Annotated in this window: 15 protein-coding genes and 1 pseudogene; 15 read left to right on the top strand and 1 reads right to left on the bottom strand. The window is 50.4% G+C overall.

Translation table 11 applies throughout. The annotated features are described in order from the left end of the window. Positions 1 to 526: 526 nt before the first annotated feature. The 15 genes and pseudogenes from C7B82_RS27200 to C7B82_RS27130 all read left to right on the top strand — a co-directional run bounded on the left by C7B82_RS27200 (position 527) and on the right by C7B82_RS27130 (position 17,198). A complete protein-coding gene (locus C7B82_RS27200; protein WP_106260010.1) occupies positions 527 to 1,231 on the top strand; it encodes a pirin family protein in 705 nt (234 codons plus the stop codon). A 127-nt stretch (positions 1,232 to 1,358) separates the two neighbouring features. Next, the gene (locus C7B82_RS27195; protein WP_106260008.1) at positions 1,359 to 2,303 is read left to right on the top strand and encodes a DUF5996 family protein; all 945 of its coding nucleotides are present in this window, start codon (positions 1,359 to 1,361) and stop codon (positions 2,301 to 2,303) included. 50 nt (positions 2,304 to 2,353) lie between these two features. Next, positions 2,354 to 6,028 (top strand): annotated as a pseudogene (locus C7B82_RS32740) (two-partner secretion domain-containing protein). A 494-nt stretch (positions 6,029 to 6,522) separates the two neighbouring features. Then, positions 6,523 to 6,969: a helix-turn-helix domain-containing protein gene (locus C7B82_RS35320; protein ID WP_106260006.1), complete on the top strand. Its 447-nt coding sequence runs from the start codon at positions 6,523 to 6,525 to the stop codon at positions 6,967 to 6,969. A gap of 143 nt (positions 6,970 to 7,112) precedes the next feature. After that, on the top strand, positions 7,113 to 7,601 hold the full coding sequence (locus tag C7B82_RS27180) for a hypothetical protein (RefSeq protein ID WP_106260005.1): 489 nt from the start codon (positions 7,113 to 7,115) through the stop codon (positions 7,599 to 7,601). 70 nt (positions 7,602 to 7,671) lie between these two features. Next, entirely contained in the window at positions 7,672 to 8,358 is a 687-nt protein-coding gene (locus C7B82_RS27175; protein ID WP_106260003.1) for a DUF2808 domain-containing protein, read from the top strand. Between the two features lie 336 nt (positions 8,359 to 8,694). After that, the gene (locus C7B82_RS27170) at positions 8,695 to 9,606 is read left to right on the top strand and encodes an SDR family NAD(P)-dependent oxidoreductase (RefSeq protein WP_106260001.1); all 912 of its coding nucleotides are present in this window, start codon (positions 8,695 to 8,697) and stop codon (positions 9,604 to 9,606) included. A gap of 60 nt (positions 9,607 to 9,666) precedes the next feature. Beyond that, complete coding sequence (locus C7B82_RS27165; protein WP_106260000.1) at positions 9,667 to 10,104, top strand: cupin domain-containing protein; 438 nt, start codon at positions 9,667 to 9,669, stop codon at positions 10,102 to 10,104. Between the two features lie 28 nt (positions 10,105 to 10,132). Continuing rightward, entirely contained in the window at positions 10,133 to 11,545 is a 1,413-nt protein-coding gene (locus tag C7B82_RS27160; protein WP_245940118.1) for a mercuric reductase, read from the top strand. Positions 11,546 to 11,847: 302 nt separating this feature from the next. Continuing rightward, positions 11,848 to 12,600 carry an alpha/beta fold hydrolase gene (locus C7B82_RS27155; protein ID WP_245940117.1) on the top strand — a complete coding sequence of 251 codons (753 nt, stop codon included), beginning with the start codon at positions 11,848 to 11,850 and terminating at the stop codon, positions 12,598 to 12,600. 47 nt (positions 12,601 to 12,647) lie between these two features. After that, entirely contained in the window at positions 12,648 to 13,397 is a 750-nt protein-coding gene (locus C7B82_RS27150) for a glucose 1-dehydrogenase (protein ID WP_106259995.1), read from the top strand. A gap of 46 nt (positions 13,398 to 13,443) precedes the next feature. Beyond that, the gene (locus C7B82_RS27145; protein ID WP_106259994.1) at positions 13,444 to 13,833 is read left to right on the top strand and encodes a DUF302 domain-containing protein; all 390 of its coding nucleotides are present in this window, start codon (positions 13,444 to 13,446) and stop codon (positions 13,831 to 13,833) included. Positions 13,834 to 13,860: 27 nt separating this feature from the next. Further along, positions 13,861 to 14,250 (top strand): DUF6130 family protein, encoded by a 390-nt coding sequence (locus C7B82_RS27140; protein WP_106259992.1) that lies wholly within the window; start codon positions 13,861 to 13,863, stop codon positions 14,248 to 14,250. A 54-nt stretch (positions 14,251 to 14,304) separates the two neighbouring features. Further along, entirely contained in the window at positions 14,305 to 15,306 is a 1,002-nt protein-coding gene (gene tehA, locus C7B82_RS27135) for a dicarboxylate transporter/tellurite-resistance protein TehA (RefSeq protein WP_106259991.1), read from the top strand. 314 nt (positions 15,307 to 15,620) lie between these two features. Further along, a complete protein-coding gene (locus C7B82_RS27130; protein ID WP_106259989.1) occupies positions 15,621 to 17,198 on the top strand; it encodes an RNA-directed DNA polymerase in 1,578 nt (525 codons plus the stop codon). 167 nt (positions 17,199 to 17,365) lie between these two features. Here the strand turns inward: C7B82_RS27130 and C7B82_RS27125 are convergent, their stop codons facing one another. Next, the gene (locus tag C7B82_RS27125; protein WP_245940116.1) at positions 17,366 to 17,911 is read right to left on the bottom strand and encodes an isochorismatase family protein; all 546 of its coding nucleotides are present in this window, start codon (positions 17,909 to 17,911) and stop codon (positions 17,366 to 17,368) included. Positions 17,912 to 18,332 lie beyond the last annotated feature (421 nt).

The following is an 18,332-nucleotide window of genomic DNA, read 5'->3' as shown; positions in this document are numbered from 1 at the left end:
GTACGCTATGGCGCGCTTCTTGCCGCTCATCCCTGAGTGTTGCCACTCATTTCGAGCGAACGGGTCGCACAGTCCAAAATCAGTCCAAACCTTCATTAGACAAGGCTTTCAGTGGTCAGGACTAGAAGCGAAAAGGCTAAAACGCCTATCTGGTCTACGTTTCAAGCGATATGACTAAAAATCGCACGTATCTCGGCTCAACCCCTACTTGAGTTGGTAGGCGAATGCCAACTTTAGTTGGAACCCAGCTTCCACTATGGGATGGGCTGCTGCACCCATCACTCGATTATACAAAAGTGTCAACTTTGAGTTGACGACAAGTGAGAACCAATTCCCTATATTGAACGCATACAAATACAGAATGTAACTAAGTTGCAGGGGTTGAGTTTATTTTATACCCATTATGCCAAGAGGTTTGTGGGGCGGTTTTGGCGCTGTGTCCCCTCTCTCGAAGGTATCAGTGAGTCAAGACCATCATCGCTGTTCGTTGTACAAAATAGTTCCTAACGCTTGGGAAGCAAAAAACATGATTACGATTCGATCGGCTCAAGACCGTGGTGTTGCTAATTTTGGTTGGCTCGATAGTCGTCACACCTTCTCCTTTGGCAAATACTACGACCCCAAGCACGTGGGCTTTGCAGACTTGCGGGTGATCAATGAAGACAAAGTTACCCCTGGTCAAGGCTTTGGCACGCACGAGCACCGCGATATGGAAATCATTTCCTACGTCCTTGAAGGTGCTCTGTCACACAAAGACAGCATCGGCACGGGGTCGGTGATTCGTCCAGGCGATGTGCAACGGATGTCTGCGGGCACAGGCATTCAACACAGTGAGTTTAATGCGTCGAGCACCGAACCTGTGCATTTCCTGCAAATTTGGATTCTGCCAGAACAGAAGGGGATTCAGCCCAGTTACGAGCAGAAGACCTTTGATGAGATAGAAAAGCGCGGCACATTGCGATTGGTTGGTTCTCGTGATGGGCGTGATGGCTCAATCACGATTCATCAGGATGTTAGTCTCTACGCTACTACGCTACAGGAGGGCGAAACGGTGAGCCATCCGTTGGCAGAGGGACGAGTTGCCTGGTTGCAAGTAGCACGTGGTGCCATGCAGGTGAACGATCAAACGCTGACTGCTGGAGATGGCGCTGCGATCGCCCAAGAAGCACAGATCAGGCTACAAGGGCTATCCAATGATGCTGAAGCGCTGTTGTTTGACATGCCAGCCTAGCGTTGGAGATGTTTGAGCCACATTGAAGGGGCATGCGGTTTAATGTGTGGTTAAAACCTCCGAGGTTTGCGTCAGTCCAGATAGACTTAAATGGACTGATCGATCGCTAGTTTGCAGAGAGGTTTGTATGATGACCACTTCGGCAACTGATTCATCGCCCGATCTTTGGCTACCGTTGCCCGTTGACGTCTGGCAGGACACCTATCAAACGCTGCATCTGTGGACACAGATTATTGGCAAAATTCGTTTAGCCTTAGCGCCCAAGGCTAACCATTGGTGGCATTCAGCCTTGTATGTCACACCCTGTGGACTCACCACGTCAACTATTCCCGATGGCACTCGCAGCTTTCAAATCACCTTCAATTTTCTCAATCATCAACTGTTGATTGAAACCAGCGATGGTATGACTAAAACCATTGCGCTGGCACCCCGCTCCGTGGCGGATTTTTATCAAGCGGTCATGAGTACCTTGAAGGACATTGGGATCGAGGTGCACATCTGGACGATGCCGCAGGAAATCGCTGATCCCATCCCGTTTGAGCAGGATGAGCAACACGCCGCTTATGATCCAAAGTCTGCCCAACGGTTCTGGCAAATTTTGCTGCAAGTCGATCGCCTCTTGAAAGTGTTTCGCGCTCGTTATGCGGGTAAGTGTAGTCCGGTTCATTTCTTTTGGGGCAGTTTTGACCTGGCGGTGACGCGGTTTTCAGGACGACGTGCGCCAGAACATCCCGGCGGGGTGCCCCATATGGCGGATTGGGTGACGCGAGATGCTTACTCGCATGAGGTCAGCAGTTGCGGCTTTTGGTTTGGGGGCGGCGCGATCGAAGCATTGTTCTATGCTTACGCGTACCCCGCACCGGAAGGCTTTCAGGATTATCCCATCCAACCACAAGAAGCGTTTTATAGCACTGAGATGCAAGAATTCATTTTGCCCTATGAAGCCTTACGGCAGGCTGGCAACCCGGATGCAAAGGTGTTAGAGTTCCTTCAAAGCACTTACGAAGCGGCAGCAAATTTAGGACATTGGGATGTGACCGCTTTAGAATATAAGCCAGTCGTTAAAGGCTGACGCTTCGACACAGCCAATCATCCATACTTGGCATCCATACTTGGGGCAACATGAACCGATCTCACTTAAAAGCGTGGGTGATAACGGGCAGTATTTTTAGCGTATGGCTCTGTATCTCACCGATCGTCGCGCAAGTGGTGCCCGATAACACACTGCCTGCGGGAGAGCGATCGCAAGTTGCAGGCAATCCTAACGTGCAAATTGATGGTGGGGCAAGACGGGGTGGCAATCTCTTCCACAGCTTTAGTCAGTTTTCCATTCCTACGGGTGGTTCTGCTTAGGAGATTTCTAGTAAACAAACTACCCGCTGGCTATGCCCTACGGCAGGCTACGCCAACGACTCCGCTCAGCCAGCTTGCACCCTGAGCGGAGTCGAAGGGTAAAATCTTTGCCGGAAATCGCCTTACTTCAACAATGCGGTTGATGTGCAGAACATTCTGACACGAGTCACAGGTCAGTCTATCTCGAATATCGACGGCTTGATTCGGGCAAACGGCAGTGCAAACCTATTTCTAATTAACCCGAATGGCATTATCTTTGGACCGAATGCCAGCTTGAATATTGGTGGCTCGTTTGTGGCGAGTACCGCCAGTAGCATTCAGTTTGCGGATGGCACCGAATTCAGTGCAGTCAATCCTTCAACGCCTCCCTTGCTGACCATCAGTGTGCCGATCGGCTTGCAGTTCAATGGTCGGCAAGGCGATATTTTGGTGCAGGGTAATCCTGAACAGCCATTTAATGAAGTGGGCGATGCTGGTCAGCTTCCCGGTACTGCCCAGACTGTCAACAGCGCGACTGATGGAACCCGCTTTAACGCGATCTCTGGCGAGTTGAACTATGACAACGATGTTGACTTGTACCAACTGTACCTCAGACAAGGAGTGCCATTTCAGGCGAGTACGGTGAAGGGCACGAACGTTGATACCCAGTTGTTCTTGTTTGATAGCAGGGGCAGGGGCTTGTTCAGTAACGATGACAGTTCTAACACCTATCAATCGGCTCTCCCCTTGAACAGACCCTTCATCCCTGCGGTCTCTGGCACCTACTACTTAGGTATTTCCAGCAACTTTAGCACCCCCCGTAGTCCAAGGGGTAACATCTTCGCTCCATCAGAGGAGCCGAACGGTCCCGGTGCGGGATTACCGTTAAGTGAGTGGACTGGGTATCGTGTTGCTGACCGCGGTCCTTATACAATTACGCTCACCCCTCAATCATATTTTCAGGTGCGACCGGGCAAAACGCTCACGCTGGTGGGTGGCAATGTCACAATCGAGCGATCAAATTTGCAGACTTTGGGGGGTCGAGTCGAGTTGGGCGGCGTTGCCAGCTCAGGCAGTGTCGGGTTGGATGTGAATGGCGATCGTATCCAGTTGAGTTTCCCTGATCAGGTCGCGCGAGCCGATGTCTCCTTAAGGAATAGTGGCATTGACGTGAGGGGAGCGAATAGCAGTATGAGCCTTGTTGCCCGAAACATTGATATCACAAGAAGTTTACTGCAAGGAGGCATTCCCAGCGATTCGCGTTTACCTGGCACTCAAACCGGAGCTTTAGAACTGAACGCCACAGGCTCGATCACAGTTGGCGATAGTAGCAATTTGGTAGCAGCCGTGGAAGGACAGGGAATGCTCGGCAATATCAATCTCACAGCAGGTGAGCGCGTCTCTATCGATAACGCCACGGTGAGGAATATCGTTCTACCAGATGGCGTTGGTAACGCTGGCAATATCAACATCACGACGGGATCGCTTTCTCTCACGAATGGCGGTAGACTATCTTCCTTCACGTTTGGACGGGGAAATGTCGGTAGTCTGAATATCAATGCCCGCGATACGGTCTCTGTAGATGGTCGAAACATTGGTGGTTTTCCCAGTCGTCTATCCAATACTGTGCTCTCACCAGCCATCGGTAATGGTGGTGGCATCAACATCACGACGGGGTCGTTTTCGGTCACCAATGGCGCTAGAGTAAATTCCAACACAACTGCACAGGGCAATGCAGGCGATATCACGATCAATGCCCGCGACACTGTTCTTTTCAGGAATTCCGCCGATCTTCCAGATTCTCGTACTCAGCTAGACACTAGCACGTTTGGTAGCGGTAATGGTGGCAACGTCAATATCACGACGGGGTCGCTTTTCGTCGCCAATGGTGTGCGGCTGTTCGCTACCACTCGTGGATCTGGCAATGCAGGCAGTGTGACGATTAATGCCCGCGATGTCGTCTCTTTGGATGGGGAAAACCCCAACGGAGCCGGAAACAGCACCACTTTCTACACACAAAACAGCACGATCTATACACAAGTAAATGCAGGCGCTATCGGTCCACCAGGCGAAGAGGCTAGGTTTAGAGCGGTGGGTCAAGGCGGCGATGTGACCATTACAACTGGCTCGCTGTTTCTGACGAATGGGGGTGCCGTGAATACCTCCACCCAGGGACAGGGAAATGCCGGTCGCGTCACGATCGTTGCGCGTGATGCTGTCCAAATTCGTGGCGCAGCCCCATCTGCTCCTGATGCACCCAGTGGGATAGTTACCGCAGCGACAGCAGGATCGGTCGGGAACGGTGGGGATGTCATGATCAAGACCAATTCACTCTCGGTTTCTGATCGGGGGAGAATCAACACGAATGCCCAGGGGCAGGGCAATGCCGGAAACATTACCATTCGAGCGAGCGATGCCGTTTCATTTGATGGGGGGAATGCCATCACTACGCTTGAGTCAAGTGGATTGGGCAGAGGTGGTGATATTGAGATTGCAGCACGATCGCTCTCAGTGCTCAATAACGCTCAACTTGCTGCTTCCACCTTTGGAGAGGGCAACGCTGGTAATATCACAATTAGTGCTAACACTCTCAGCATTCAAGACCAGGCAAACGTGACGGTGAGCAGTGCGAGTAATGGTCGGGCAGGTTCATTGTTTGTAGACACCGATCGCCTCTTTCTCAACAATCAAGGCAGCATTCGAGCCGACACCACTGGCGGCGGCGGAAATATCAATGTGCGATCGCCCTTCATCCTCCTCCGCAACGGCAGCAACATCACGACGAATGCGAGGGGCAGCAACATTCCCGGTGGCAATATTGCGATCGATACGCAGTTTCTCATTGCAGTGCCGAAGGAAGACAGCAACATCAGTGCCAATTCTGAGGACTTTCGCGGCGGTAATGTCAGCATCAAGGCTTTTTCGATCTTCGGCATTCAACCCCGTCCGACTCCTACACCCTTGAGTGACATCACCGCCACAGGAGCAACTTCCACCTTGAATGGCACGATCGATGTCACCCTCACAGGCATTGACCCGACCGCTGGATTAGTTGCCTTACCGACTGATCTTGTGGATGCGTCAGGTTTGATTGCTCAGGGCTGTCCTGCGAATCAGGGTAACTCCTTCGTTATCACTGGTCGCGGTGGCTTGCCGCCGACACCGGAACAACAATTGGACGATGATGCAGGGTGGGGCGATCGCCGTCGGTTAACCGTGGCTCAGCCAACAGAAAAGGGGAGAGGAGTCAGGAGCGGAGGACATGGAGACACGGAGACATGGAGACACGGAGATGTTTCTCATTCAAGATTTCCTGACACCCCACACTCCACACCCGACACTCCAATCCTCGAAGCCACTGGCTGGCAAATCACTCCTACTGGAGCGGTCTCCCTCGTTGCCAGTACTTCTGACCCCACAGTACAGAATCGACTGAATCAGGTAGTTTCCTGCCAGGGAAGGTAAGATTCAGCGATTTTCAGAGTTGCTGTGAGTAGGCTTGTGAGTTTGTCAGCGGGTTGTACTAAAGTTGGCAGCCATCTACCAACTTTAGTTGGAGTGAACCTTCTCTTTTGGATGGATTGATGCATCAATCATGCGATCTGGTACAAGTGTCAACTCTGAGTGGACGACAAGTGAGAGTCAATTCCCTATAGTGAACGCATACAAACACAGAGAGCAACTGAGTTGCAAGCTCTGAGTTCGGTTTAGACCCATCACGCCAAGAGAGTTGCTGAACGATCGCTGACGATGCGTCTTCTTTTTCTCAGAGGTAGTAGTGAGCCTGTCGATCGCATCAAGCTTAAACAGCGGATAAACAACGCCTCCAGCATTGTTTATCAAGGGCAGTGGCTATAGCGATCGCTGGAAAATGGAACCGTTGTTAGTAGCTATTAGCACTGCACGTCATTAAGCTTTTACTTCTTAACCCTCAAGAGTATCTTACGGAGGATTGTTTTATGGCACCCATTCCCTTGTTGATCAAAGATGACATTAAGCGTTTAAGCGCTCCGAATCAGTCTGCTTCTCGTTGTCTTTCTCCTGTGAATCGGGCGTTCACTGCTGTTGCACAAGAGGTTGTGGGATTGCTGAAGCCGTCTCACCCTTTTCAACCTGGCAGCATCAATCCGACTGAGACAGCAATCTGCGGGCGACCAGAAACGATTATGATTCGGGCGATCGAGCCAGAGTATCGGCAAGTCATTGCCATAGAGCCTTTAACAGCACGTGAGTTAGAAGTATTGCAACTAATTGTGGATGGACATAATAACCCCACGATCGCTGCGAAGCTCTTTATTACTAAGGGTACTGTGAAAACGCATGTTCGCAATGTGCTGAGAAAGCTCTGCGTAGAAGATCGCACTCAAGCAGCGATTCGAGCCCTTCGTTCTGGGCTGGTTCATTAGATCAATGCAGGCAGAGTAACAAAAGCACAGGGAACCTCTGTGTCAGTTGGTACTTCCGCTAAAGGCTGGCTGGCTTGTATACCAGCCTTGTTGATACCAGTGGGACGAAGCTAGAGCATTGTTAAAAGATGGAGAGCAAAGCTATGTATCAAATTTCATCCTCGCATCCTGATCGATTGACATTTGCTGCTTCTCAGCAGCGCAATCGCAACCGAGGTGTGATGCTATCGGAGCAGGGGTGGCAGAAATTGACTCAAGCCGGTGTGCTTCATGATCAATGGGGGAATCGTTACACCTATGAGCAATTAAGTGAGCGATCGCTCCTCAACGATCGCACCGTCAGTCGTATTCTCAGTGGTGAAGTGAGAGTGGACAAACGATCGCTGAAGATTTTCTTTGCCGCGTTTGGTTTGCAGCTTCATAGCGATGATTATCTCACTGCCGCCCGTGATCCGACCGACCAAGCCATCACCAGTTTTTCTCACTATCTCAACTCAACAGTGCACAGCATTGAAACAACCTTGTCGTATCAGGAACTGATGGAACTTCATCAACGCTTGTCGCAGGATTTGCGGCACCTTTCTCATTTACTCCAGTTACACGAGATGAATGGAAGCATTCCATTGCCGTGATTTCTGACGCATGATTCTCGAAGACAAGCACACTATCTAACTAACCATCCACACATCAAGGAGATTGACCATGAAATTCTATACATTTACCATTAATGTCATCTTGGCGATCGCTGCCACCGCTGGTATTAAAGCGACAGCGCATGCGTCCACCAAATACGATTTCCTTGCCAAACAATTTGGGTTCCAAACGGCTCAGCCTCAAGCAACTCAATCTCAGGCAACTCAATCTCAGGCAACTCAATCTCAGGCAACCCAGCCAGAGCCACAAGCCGCCAACAGTCCCGTTAATCAAGAAGGGCAAACCTTCTTTAGCCATCCGCCACAGTTGATGCGAGTGGCTGCGTCTCAAATTGGAAAAGACACCCCTTCCACGTATGAATTCGCGCTGACCGTACCTAAAGATGCTGGACGACCCTTGAAAGCCGTGACGATCGCTCAGGCGACCAATGTAGAAACCGTTAAGTTTGTTGTCAGCAGTAGCAAAGCCTTTGTGGGCGATCGATTGACAGCCAGTTCTGAAATTCGGTTAGCCAGCGTTGGTGGTGAGCAACCTGTCAATCCAGGGGAAGTGACGATTGTGTTCGATCAACCAGTGCAACCGGGCAGCACCGTTACAGTTGCACTAGCAGCGCAGAGGAATCCAACTTGGGGCGGGGTTTATGAGTTTGGTGTCACCGCCTATCCGGCAGGAGAAAATGGGTTGGGGCAGTTCTTAGGCTACGGACGCCTCAATTTCTACGGCAACTCGAATTGAACTGACTTCAATGAGTGAGTTCTAAAGCTGAATGAAAAGTGGGGTGAATTGGAACACCGTTTCAGTTCACCCTGCCATCCAGTAATAGTGTGAGTACTCATCTTGGAGCCTTTGAGCTGGCTACTGTGAACGTTTTGTTTTGAGCAATCGTCAGCTTTTGTCTTCGTTGCTCATGTTCTCTTTGGCAAGCAGGCAAGCAAAGTTCGTTGAGTTCAAGTCATGTTAACGACCAAGTTTGGCAACGATAACAGCGACTGTAGGTCATCGCGACTGGTGAGGTTTATCCATTGCTGTGGATGAACAAAGGCATCACCCGACATTCTTAAAGGACCATATATGTCACCGATTAAAACGCCATTCGGGCAGCATTCCACCGCTGCCGAGGTGGTAAAGGGAATCGATCTTTCTGGCAAGCGGGCGATCGTCACTGGAGCAGCATCGGGCATCGGCATCGAGACGGCACGGGCACTCGCTCGTACAGGTGCTGAAGTGACCCTGGCTGTGCGTGACATCAATGCTGGTGAAAAGACAGCGGCTGACATCACTACTACCACGGGTAATGGAAACATTCACGTTGCCTCGCTTGATCTGACTGATCGAGCTTCGATCGCTACGTTTGTCGATGCGTGGAATGAACCATTACATATTCTTGTCAATAATGCTGGTGTCATGGCATTGCCGGAACAATACACGTCCGAAGGCTGGGAGATGCAGTTTGCGACCAATCATCTTGGGCACTTTGCTCTGACACTCGGACTCTATCCTGCACTGGCAGCGGCTGGTGCGGCACGTATCGTCTCCGTCAGTTCTAGCGGACACCTGCTCTCACCAGTGGTCTTCGATGATATCCACTTCGCCTTTCGCCGTTACGAGCCGTGGCTGGCATACGGACAGTCCAAGACCGCCAATGTCCTTTTCGCGGTGGGTGCAACTTCACGCTGGTTCAAGGATGGCATTACGGCTAATGCTTTGATGCCAGGGGCGATCGCGACCAACCTTCAGCGCCATGTGGGTGGGCTTCAGACACCACCAGAGCGGCAGAAGACACCAGAGCAGGGTGCTGCCACCTCAGTTCTGCTGGCAACCTCCCCCTTGCTGAAGGGCATTGGCGGTCGCTACTTCGAGGATTGTAACGAAGCCGCGATCGTGCCTTGGCGAACCGAAGACTACAGTGGTGTTGCACCCTATGCGCTCAACTCGGACAACGCCGATCGGCTCTGGGAGGAATCGTCGCGCCTGCTTGCTTGAGGGGTTGTTTTTGGGCTTGAGCACCGATCGCACTCATCATTGACTAATTGGAGTAATCTCATGACACAATCATTTTGGCTTTTTGGTTCTCGCCTGACCATCGTTGCTGATCACACCACGACTGATGGTAAATACGACCTGGTTGAGGGCTATTTCCCTCCTGGTACGCAGACTCCACCCCATCGCCATACACGTTATTCTGAACAACTCTATGTGTTGGAAGGAGAATTCACTGTCTGGGCAGGGAAGAACAAGCTGGTGTTAGAGGCGGGTGAAAGCTTCCTGATTCCTAAGGGCATCACTCATGTGGTTGCTGCACTCAGCGATCGACCCGCTCGCGGGTTAGTCGTTGCTTCGCCCAGTGCCTTTGCTCACCTCGTTGAAGCAACAGGGACGCTCAACGAGCATGAGGAAGCTGACATGGAATTGTTCATGCGTGTCTCTAGCGAAATTGGCGACGAAACTCTGGGTATACCCGGAGATTTGCCCACTACATAACGTAATGTCAACTTAAGAGGAGATGTCGGTGAACACTGAACACTACGACGACCTTATCATTGGTGGTGGCAAAGCAGGTAAGACCCTGGCACCTGCGCTAGTTGCGGCTGGACGTAAAACCGCACTGGTGGAACGCAGTTTAAAGATGATTGGTGGCGGCTGCATTAACATTGCCTGCATTCCCACCAAAACGATGGTGGCGAGTGCAGAGGTTGCCCATACCGTGCGGCACAGCGCGACGTATGGCGTGAACACCAGCGCACCCACAGTTGATTTGGCAGCAGTCATCCAACGTAAGCGATCGGTAGTGGAATCATCGCGGGCAATCAATTTGCACAGTTTAGAAACAGCGTTGGGGCATGATCTCATCATTGGTACAGCGCGTTTTGTCGCGCCCAAAACCATCGAAGTGGCAACGGCTGAAGGGTCAATTCGGCACCTCACTGCCGAACGGTTGTTTATCAATACCGGCACGCGCCCGTTAATTCCATCGATACCCGGACTCAAAGAATTTGGGTTTCTCACCAGTGAGTCCATCATGGAGTTGGAACAGTTACCAGAACACTTGATTGTGTTGGGTAGCGGTTACATTGGGTTAGAATTTGCTCAAATGTTTCGGCGCTTTGGCTCTCGTGTGACGGTGATTGGGCAACGTGGACAAATTCTCTCCCCGCAAGATCCAGACATTGCACTCGCTGCACAAACATTTCTGGAACGAGACGGTGTTGAGTTCTTGTTGAATGCAAAGGTGCTATGGGTCGTTCGCGAAGCGTCTCCTTTGGAGAATCGTGCAGGTCATGACACCATACTTCAAATCCAGGTTCCCGATCGGGAAATCACGCTTCAAGGTTCACATTTGCTTGTCGCAGTCGGTCGTGCGCCTACCACTGACACCTTAAATTTAGCGGTGGCGAGTGTCGCAATGAATGGAAGTGGTTTTATTCCAGTCAACGATCGTCTAGAGACAAATGTACCGGGCATTTGGGCATTGGGCGATATCAATGGCGGACCACAATATACCCACATAGCGCTCGACGATTATCGGATCATCAAAGCGAATTTGCTTGATGGAGGCAACCGCAGTACGAGCGATCGACCGATTCCGTCTTGCTTATTCATCGATCCAGAGTTGGCACATGTGGGTTTAACCGAAGCCGAAGCACAGCAACAAGGCTATGACATCCGTGTGGCGAAACTGGATGCATCCGCTATTCCACGGGCGAGAACGCTGGGTCAAACGGATGGATTATTGAAAGCGATCGTGGATGCAAAGACCGCTCGGATTCTCGGTTGTTCCTTGTTGTGTCATGCCGCAGGGGAAATGCTTTCGACGGTGCAGATGGTGATGCAGGCTCAATTGCCCTATACCGTTTTGCGCGATGGCGTGTTGGTGCATCCCACGATGACCGAAGGTTTAAATTTACTGTTTTCAAAGTTGTGAGGCAGCAGGTCATATCAAATCAATGAGCAAAGGCTACAGATCTTGCCCTCATCCCCAACCCTTCTCCCAAGGGGAGAAGGGAACCGGATTCAAAGTCCCTCTCTTGTGGGAGAGGGCTTAAAGCCTTTGGCATACCAGAAAAGGGTGAGGGAGTATCTGTAGCGTTTATTGCGAGATTTAGTATCAGTCACTCGTTTCACATTCAAACCCAACCACATAAAGGAGATCACAATATGAACACGCTCACCCGCAGAAATGGTATCCGTCTGTTTTTGATCGCTGCACTTTCCTTCGGAATTATCATGATTACTTCCTTAGGAACCCTCATGAACCCTGCCAGCGCCCAAGACGGCAAGCCCACCATCGTCCTCGTCCACGGTGCGTTTGCTGAGTCTGCCAGTTGGAACGGTGTCTTGACCAGGCTGATCACAAAAGGCTACCCGACGATCGCCGCCGCCAATCCCTTGCGCGGAGTCAAAAGCGATGCGGACTATATTGCCAGCATCCTCAAAAGCATTGAGGGTCCCATCGTACTGGTCGGGCACTCTTACGGAGGCTCGGTGATCACCAATGCGGTCAATGGCAACCAGAACGTGAAGGCACTGGTCTACGTTGCCGGTTTTGCTCCCGATACGGGTGAGACAGCCACCGAACTCACAGGTCGTTACCCAGGAAGCTCGCTCGTTCCAACGCTCGCGCCACCAGTCGCTCTGCCTAATGGTGGTAAGGATTTCTACATCCAGCAGTCCAAGTTCCACGCTCAGTTTGCGGCGGATGTGCCCGTCGCCGATGCGAAGCTGATGGCTAGCACCCAGCGACCAGCGACGGACGTTGCGTTTAACGAGGCATCCGGCGCGCCTGCGTGGAAGTCCACCCCGTCCTGGTTCATCTATGGCAGCCGTGACTTGAATATTCCAGCAGCGGCGCATGCTTTCATGGCGAAGCGCGCTAACTCAAAGGAGACGATCGCTGTGAAAGGTGCGTCTCATGTGGTGATGCTTTCCCATCCCGATGCCGTTGCCACGCTTATTGAACACGCCGCGACCACGAAATAGAGATGCATCAACATCATGAACAAACTAGAAGGAAAAGTATCAACATCATGAACAAACTAGAAGGAAAAGTCGCTCTGGTTACAGGTGGCACTAGCGGCATCGGTCTTGCCACTGCCAAGCGTTTCGTCGCCGAAGGTGCCTGTGTCTTCATCACAGGTCGTCGCCAGCCTGAGTTAGATGCTGCTGTTAAAGAGCTTGGTGAAAACGTCAGAGGTGTGCAGAGCGATGCCTCTAAGCTGGCAGACCTCGATCGCCTGTTTGCCACGATCCAGCAAGAGCAAGGCCACTTAGATGTGCTCTTCGCTAACGCTGGCGGTGGCGAACTCGTCCCACTTGGAGCAATCACCGAAGAACACTTTGACAAAGCGTTCAATACGAACGTCAAAGGTCTGTTGTTTACCGTACAAAAGGCACTACCTTTATTGCCGAACGGTGCTTCCATCATCCTGAATGCCTCGATCGTTTCCATCAAAGGCACTCCAGCGTTTAGCGTTTACAGTGCGACCAAAGCCGCTGTGCGATCGTTTGCCCGTAATTGGATACTAGACCTCAAAGATCGTCAGATTCGCGTCAATGCCATCAGTCCCGGTGTGGTGCCGACTCCTGGTTACGATCACTTGGGCTTGAGTGACGAGCAATTAAAGGACTTTGTGGACAGCCAAGCCGTTACTATCCCACTAGGACGAGTCGGCACGCCCGATGAGATCGCCAAAGCTGTTGTCTTTCTCGCATCAGACGACAGTAGCTTTGTAAACGGTATTGAGTTGTTTGTTGATGGCGGTATGGCACAGATTTGAAGCGCCCTAAAAATAGCCATTATCAAAACATCAAAAAGCCACCGCTATGACTACAAATAATGGCATCATCAGCCAGTCCAGTCCCTATTCAGTCGGTGAAACCATCGATCGCTTGGTCGCCGTTCTTCAAGCGAAAAATATCACCATTTTTGCTCGGATTGATCAGCAAGTGGAAGCTGAAAAGGTTGGACTCAGCCTGCGTCCAATCCAGTTGCTCTTGTTTGGCAGCCCGAAAGCTGGAACGCCGCTGATGGTTGCAGAACCCACGATCGCCCTGGATTTACCCTTAAAAGTGGTGGCATGGGAAGCGGCGAATGACAAAGTATGGCTGAGTTACAACGATGCTCAGTACTTAAAACAACGCTTCTCACTTTCTGATGAGTTGGTGAAAAACATTGATGTCATAGCACCACTCATCCATCAAGCTTTGCTCTAAACATAACGCTCTCAGAGACTTATCGTCATGACCGACTATACCCCAAGCGCTAGGGACATTTGCGGTTCATCGCCGTTGATTGCGATCGCCAACGAACCACCCGCTAAGCTAATTGTCGATCCACCCCTGCCCGAACCGCTAGCTCAGGGTCGCGTCTTCATCCAGTACCGGACAGAGAATTTGCGCGTGGTGCCAGTCTTCGGCAAAGGTGCCCTCGACGTATCGCCACGCATCGGACATATCCACATCACCGTTGATGATGCACCCTGGCACTTTGTGGATGCCAGTGGCGAAACCATCATCCTGGTCGGTCTAGAACCGGGTTCGCATAAGGTGCTGATCGAACTCGCCGATCCCACCCACAAAGTCATTACCAGTGAAACGGTGACGTTCATGTTGCCTGATTCTAAGCAATGAGTAGTTGTATCATTCGTTGTTTGCATCCCTCGATCACTGCCAGGAAGTTCGACCATGAAAAAATCACGTCTGAAATTTGCCGTCTTGAAGGTCGATCGCATCGTTGTTCCCGCTTCCTTTTTTGGCATGATTCTGGGTTTAGTGGGATTGGGAAACTGCTGGCGGGTAGCGAGTAAAATTTGGCACCTGCCTGCCTGGATTGGCGAAGCGATTATGCTGCTGGCAGTTGCAGTCTGGTTCGTGTTGTTGTTGCTTTATGTCGGCAAATGGCTGTGGGCGCGAGAAGAGGCTTTAGCCGAGTTTAAGCATCCTGTTTCCTGTTGCTTTATTGGGTTGGTGCCAGTGTCTTCGCTGCTGGTGGCGCTAGCGATCGCGCCTTATTCCCATGCAATCGCGGTCGGGTTATTCATGGTCAGCGCGATCGGTCAGTTGGGTTTTGGTGTGTATCGTTCTGGTCAGTTCTGGATGGGCGGACGCAAGCCAGAAGAAACTACGCCTGTACTTTATCTGACAGGCGTAGCGGGTGGTTTTGTCAGTACGATCGTTGCCAGTAGCCTCGGCTATCGAGAATGGGGCGTGTTGTTTTTTGGCATGGGGCTATTTTCGTGGCTGGCATTAGAATCCATCATCATGCAGCGCCTGTATCTGTTGGAAGCATTGCCCAAACCCCTACGTCCAACGCTGGGCATTCAACTGGCACCCTCGGCGGTTGGCTGTGTTGCCTACTTGAGTCTTACCAGTGGTCAGCCCGACCTCTTTGCCCAAATGCTCTTCGGCTACGGTTTGTTGCAAGTAGTGATTTTACTGCGGCTACTGCCCTGGTTGTGCCAACAACCCTTTAATGCTTCCTATTGGGCATTCACGCTGGGTATTGCCGCTGTGTCGCTGGCACCCTTGCGCTTTGTGGAACGTGGTATGACTGGCATGATGGAAAACCTGGCAGTACTACTCTTCATTGCTGCCAATATGGCGATCAGCAGTATTGCCTTGGGAACAGTACGACTGCTGGTGCGAGGCAAACTCCTCCCACCAGCGATACCTGCAAAAGCTGCCTGAATCCAGCCCTCGCCTGCTGTTGGGATTAATTACGATGTGACGGCTAATACCCTGAAATCCTAACCCTAGCTGTGAAGCACTGCCTAATTCCTTAAAAAGAGGGTATTGCTCCGCAACTGTGCAAGATAATACTGGAAGAATTGGGTGCTTATTCCGCAAATGCGACATTGAGCATATAGTTGGGTAGTTTAAGTTGCTGATAAGGACGTATTTGAATGCATCTGTTAAAGTAAGCAAAAGGTGATCAGGAGTTAAATTCCTCAAATAACTCTTGAGTAGCAGTTTTTATTCTACTAGTTAAGAATGAGTTGTTCATGGCAAACCTTCGTAAGTTACTTACCCACGGATTTCTGCCATATGAGCTTCCCCAGCCATTTCACTCAACACTATATGGCGAAGCTCTCACTCAGACAACATCTTTATTGCCTGCTCAGCTTCTACCGACCACTAAAGGTAAATACCGCTCAGCAGAGTTTTCTAGACATAATCTTGCACGAGTAAATCGATTCCGGCGAGTTCTAGGGCTTCCAAATCCAATTACTTACTTTCATCTATCCAGTGAAATTGTTCAAAATTGGTCGGAAATAGAAACTTTTTTTCATCAAAACAGCTTATCAGTTACTCATCCAATGCCAGTCCCCGAAGGGATTAGAGCATTTGGATCAAAAGCATCTCCCCCAGATCTTCCTAGACTGCGAGCATTACATCGTGCAAATGGTAGGTATCTTCTTGTTACAGACATCCAACAATTCTATCCATCTGTTTACACACACTCCTTGTCATGGGCACTTCATTCTAAATCTGTTGCAAAAGCAAAAAGAAATGATCAATCACTTCTGGGAAATCGACTAGATCTATGTGCACAACGATGTCAAAGTGGCCAAACAAGAGGTCTTCCAATTGGTCCTGACACATCACGGGTTTTGTCTGAGATTTTACTCACCAGTGTTGATCTTGAACTAGAAAAACAACTTGGTGGATTAAAAGGCTTTAGATCAGTTGATGACTATGAGCTAACTTTCCGCCATCGGTCGGATGCCGAAACAGCTTTGCGAGTCTTGCAAAGTATTCTCTCAAACTTTGAGCTTCAACTTAGTGAAGAGAAAACGCGGATACTTGAACTCCCACTTCCTTTAGAAGAAACATGGCCTTTACAGTTAAAGAACTTGCAATTTAGTAGTGCCCCTAGTTTTCAAATTAGAGACTTAATTAGCTACTTCAGCTTAGCTTTTGAACTTGCATCTAAACATCCAACTGATTCAGTCCTTCGTTATGCTATAGCTCGTATAAGCAGCGAAACTTTCCACTCTACAACTTGGCCTACTTATCAAGATCTTCTCATTCAGGCAACACTAGCCGAACCGGGTTCATTAAGATATGTTTTATCTGAGCTAAGAAAGTATCAACAAGAAGGTCGTCCTATTGCTCAAGATCAACTTCAAGAAACACTAGATCAGCTGATCTTACGGCATCAACCTCTAGGTCATGGAAGTGAAGTTGCTTGGGCTGTATGGGCAGCTATAACTCTTGAGATTCCATTGATGAAATCTTCAACGGATAGATTGGTTGAAATAGATGATCCTTTGATTCCACTATTAGCTCTTCACGCTGAGTCAAAGAACTTAACCCCAAGTGGTCTTGAAAAATCAAAATGGTCATCTCTGATGACTACAGAGGATTTATGGGGACAGAACTGGTTGTTATGTTATGAAGCCAACGTGAAAGGTTGGCTTCCCTCTGCGCAGGCTAAGGACCATGTAAATGCTGATGTGTGTTTCTCATTCTTGAAGTCACAAGGAGTTAGCTTTTATGATGCTCAGGCATCAAGTACAAAAAATCCAAAATGGAAAGCCAGGTTTTCATTTGCTCAGCTAGTTGGTTATGGTATTTGAAAAGGAGCCATCATCCAGCTAACGATTGCTTCAACCGACTCAACGCAGAGTTTGTGTATTTATCATTCAAGGTCATCGGTGAGTCTGAAAGCACCCAGGAATATTCCCTCACGGTATCTGCAAAGCAGCACGGTGAAGGCCCTCTTGAGGGGGCCAACATACCATCACTACATCGCTGCTACAACATCATCTGTGGACAGAACGGCATTGGCGACATACCCAAAGTTAATCAGTGCTGCCTTATAGCCATCGCCTAGTTCTGGGTGGTGCGGCGCAGCCGTGGCATCCTTGACGACGAGCACCTCAAAGCCCTGTTCAATTAAGTCGCGCAGATGCGCTTCCACACAAAGATTTGCCAGCATACCGAGCAGAATGACTTTGCTGAGGTTACGCTTACGCAGTTGTAAAACAAGGTCATTGCTCTGTGGTCCATAGACCTTATGGGGGCTGACCACGATCGTCTTGCCATCTTCAATAAAGGGCTTGTAGCGATCGAGCCAGTCGGCACCCGAACCTACGAAACCATCAAGCGTTAAAGGACCCGTGCGAGTAAACTCCTTCACCCCCAGCATCATCTGCTCCAACGTTCCGGCGAATTTCCAGTTGTAATCAGTGGGGTAATAATAGTGGGGGGAGATGAACACTGCAAAGTCTCCCTGCTTTGCCGCTTTGAAGATGCGTTCAATGTTCTCAACGGTCTGATTGTCTTTCACACTGTCACCCACTAGTGCGCCGAGCAAAGCTCGGCTTTGTCGATGGGGTGAAAGTCCCCATACTGGAAGCCCTGGCAAGGCACCAGGAACTGAGTGTTGCGCTGGTCTCGGTAACGAAGCCAGCGAAGCGTACACAAGGAGGTGATGGGCCACAATGCGAAAGCGTGAAGGGAATGAGCCTCGATATCAGAATCAATTGTGGATGCCGACGCCGTTAGTGGAGCGGAAGGCAACACCAAAGGAGCCAATAGCCATGGCTCCCAAGGATCCACCGGGGTCTGAGACCGTGGCACGTCACTATGGCAAAGTCGGGAACTCGGGAGATCCTATAGACCCCTCCAACTTGGGGGTAGGGCAGCACAACCGGCAAACCGGAAGGAAGCCTGAAGGTCTATGGGAAGTCGGATGTCCTCATAGTAGT

The sequence above is a fragment of the Stenomitos frigidus ULC18 genome (assembly GCF_003003795.1).
GTDB lineage: Bacteria > Cyanobacteriota > Cyanobacteriia > Leptolyngbyales > Leptolyngbyaceae > Stenomitos > Stenomitos frigidus_A.
This window is presented reverse-complemented; position numbering and strand designations above follow the sequence as displayed.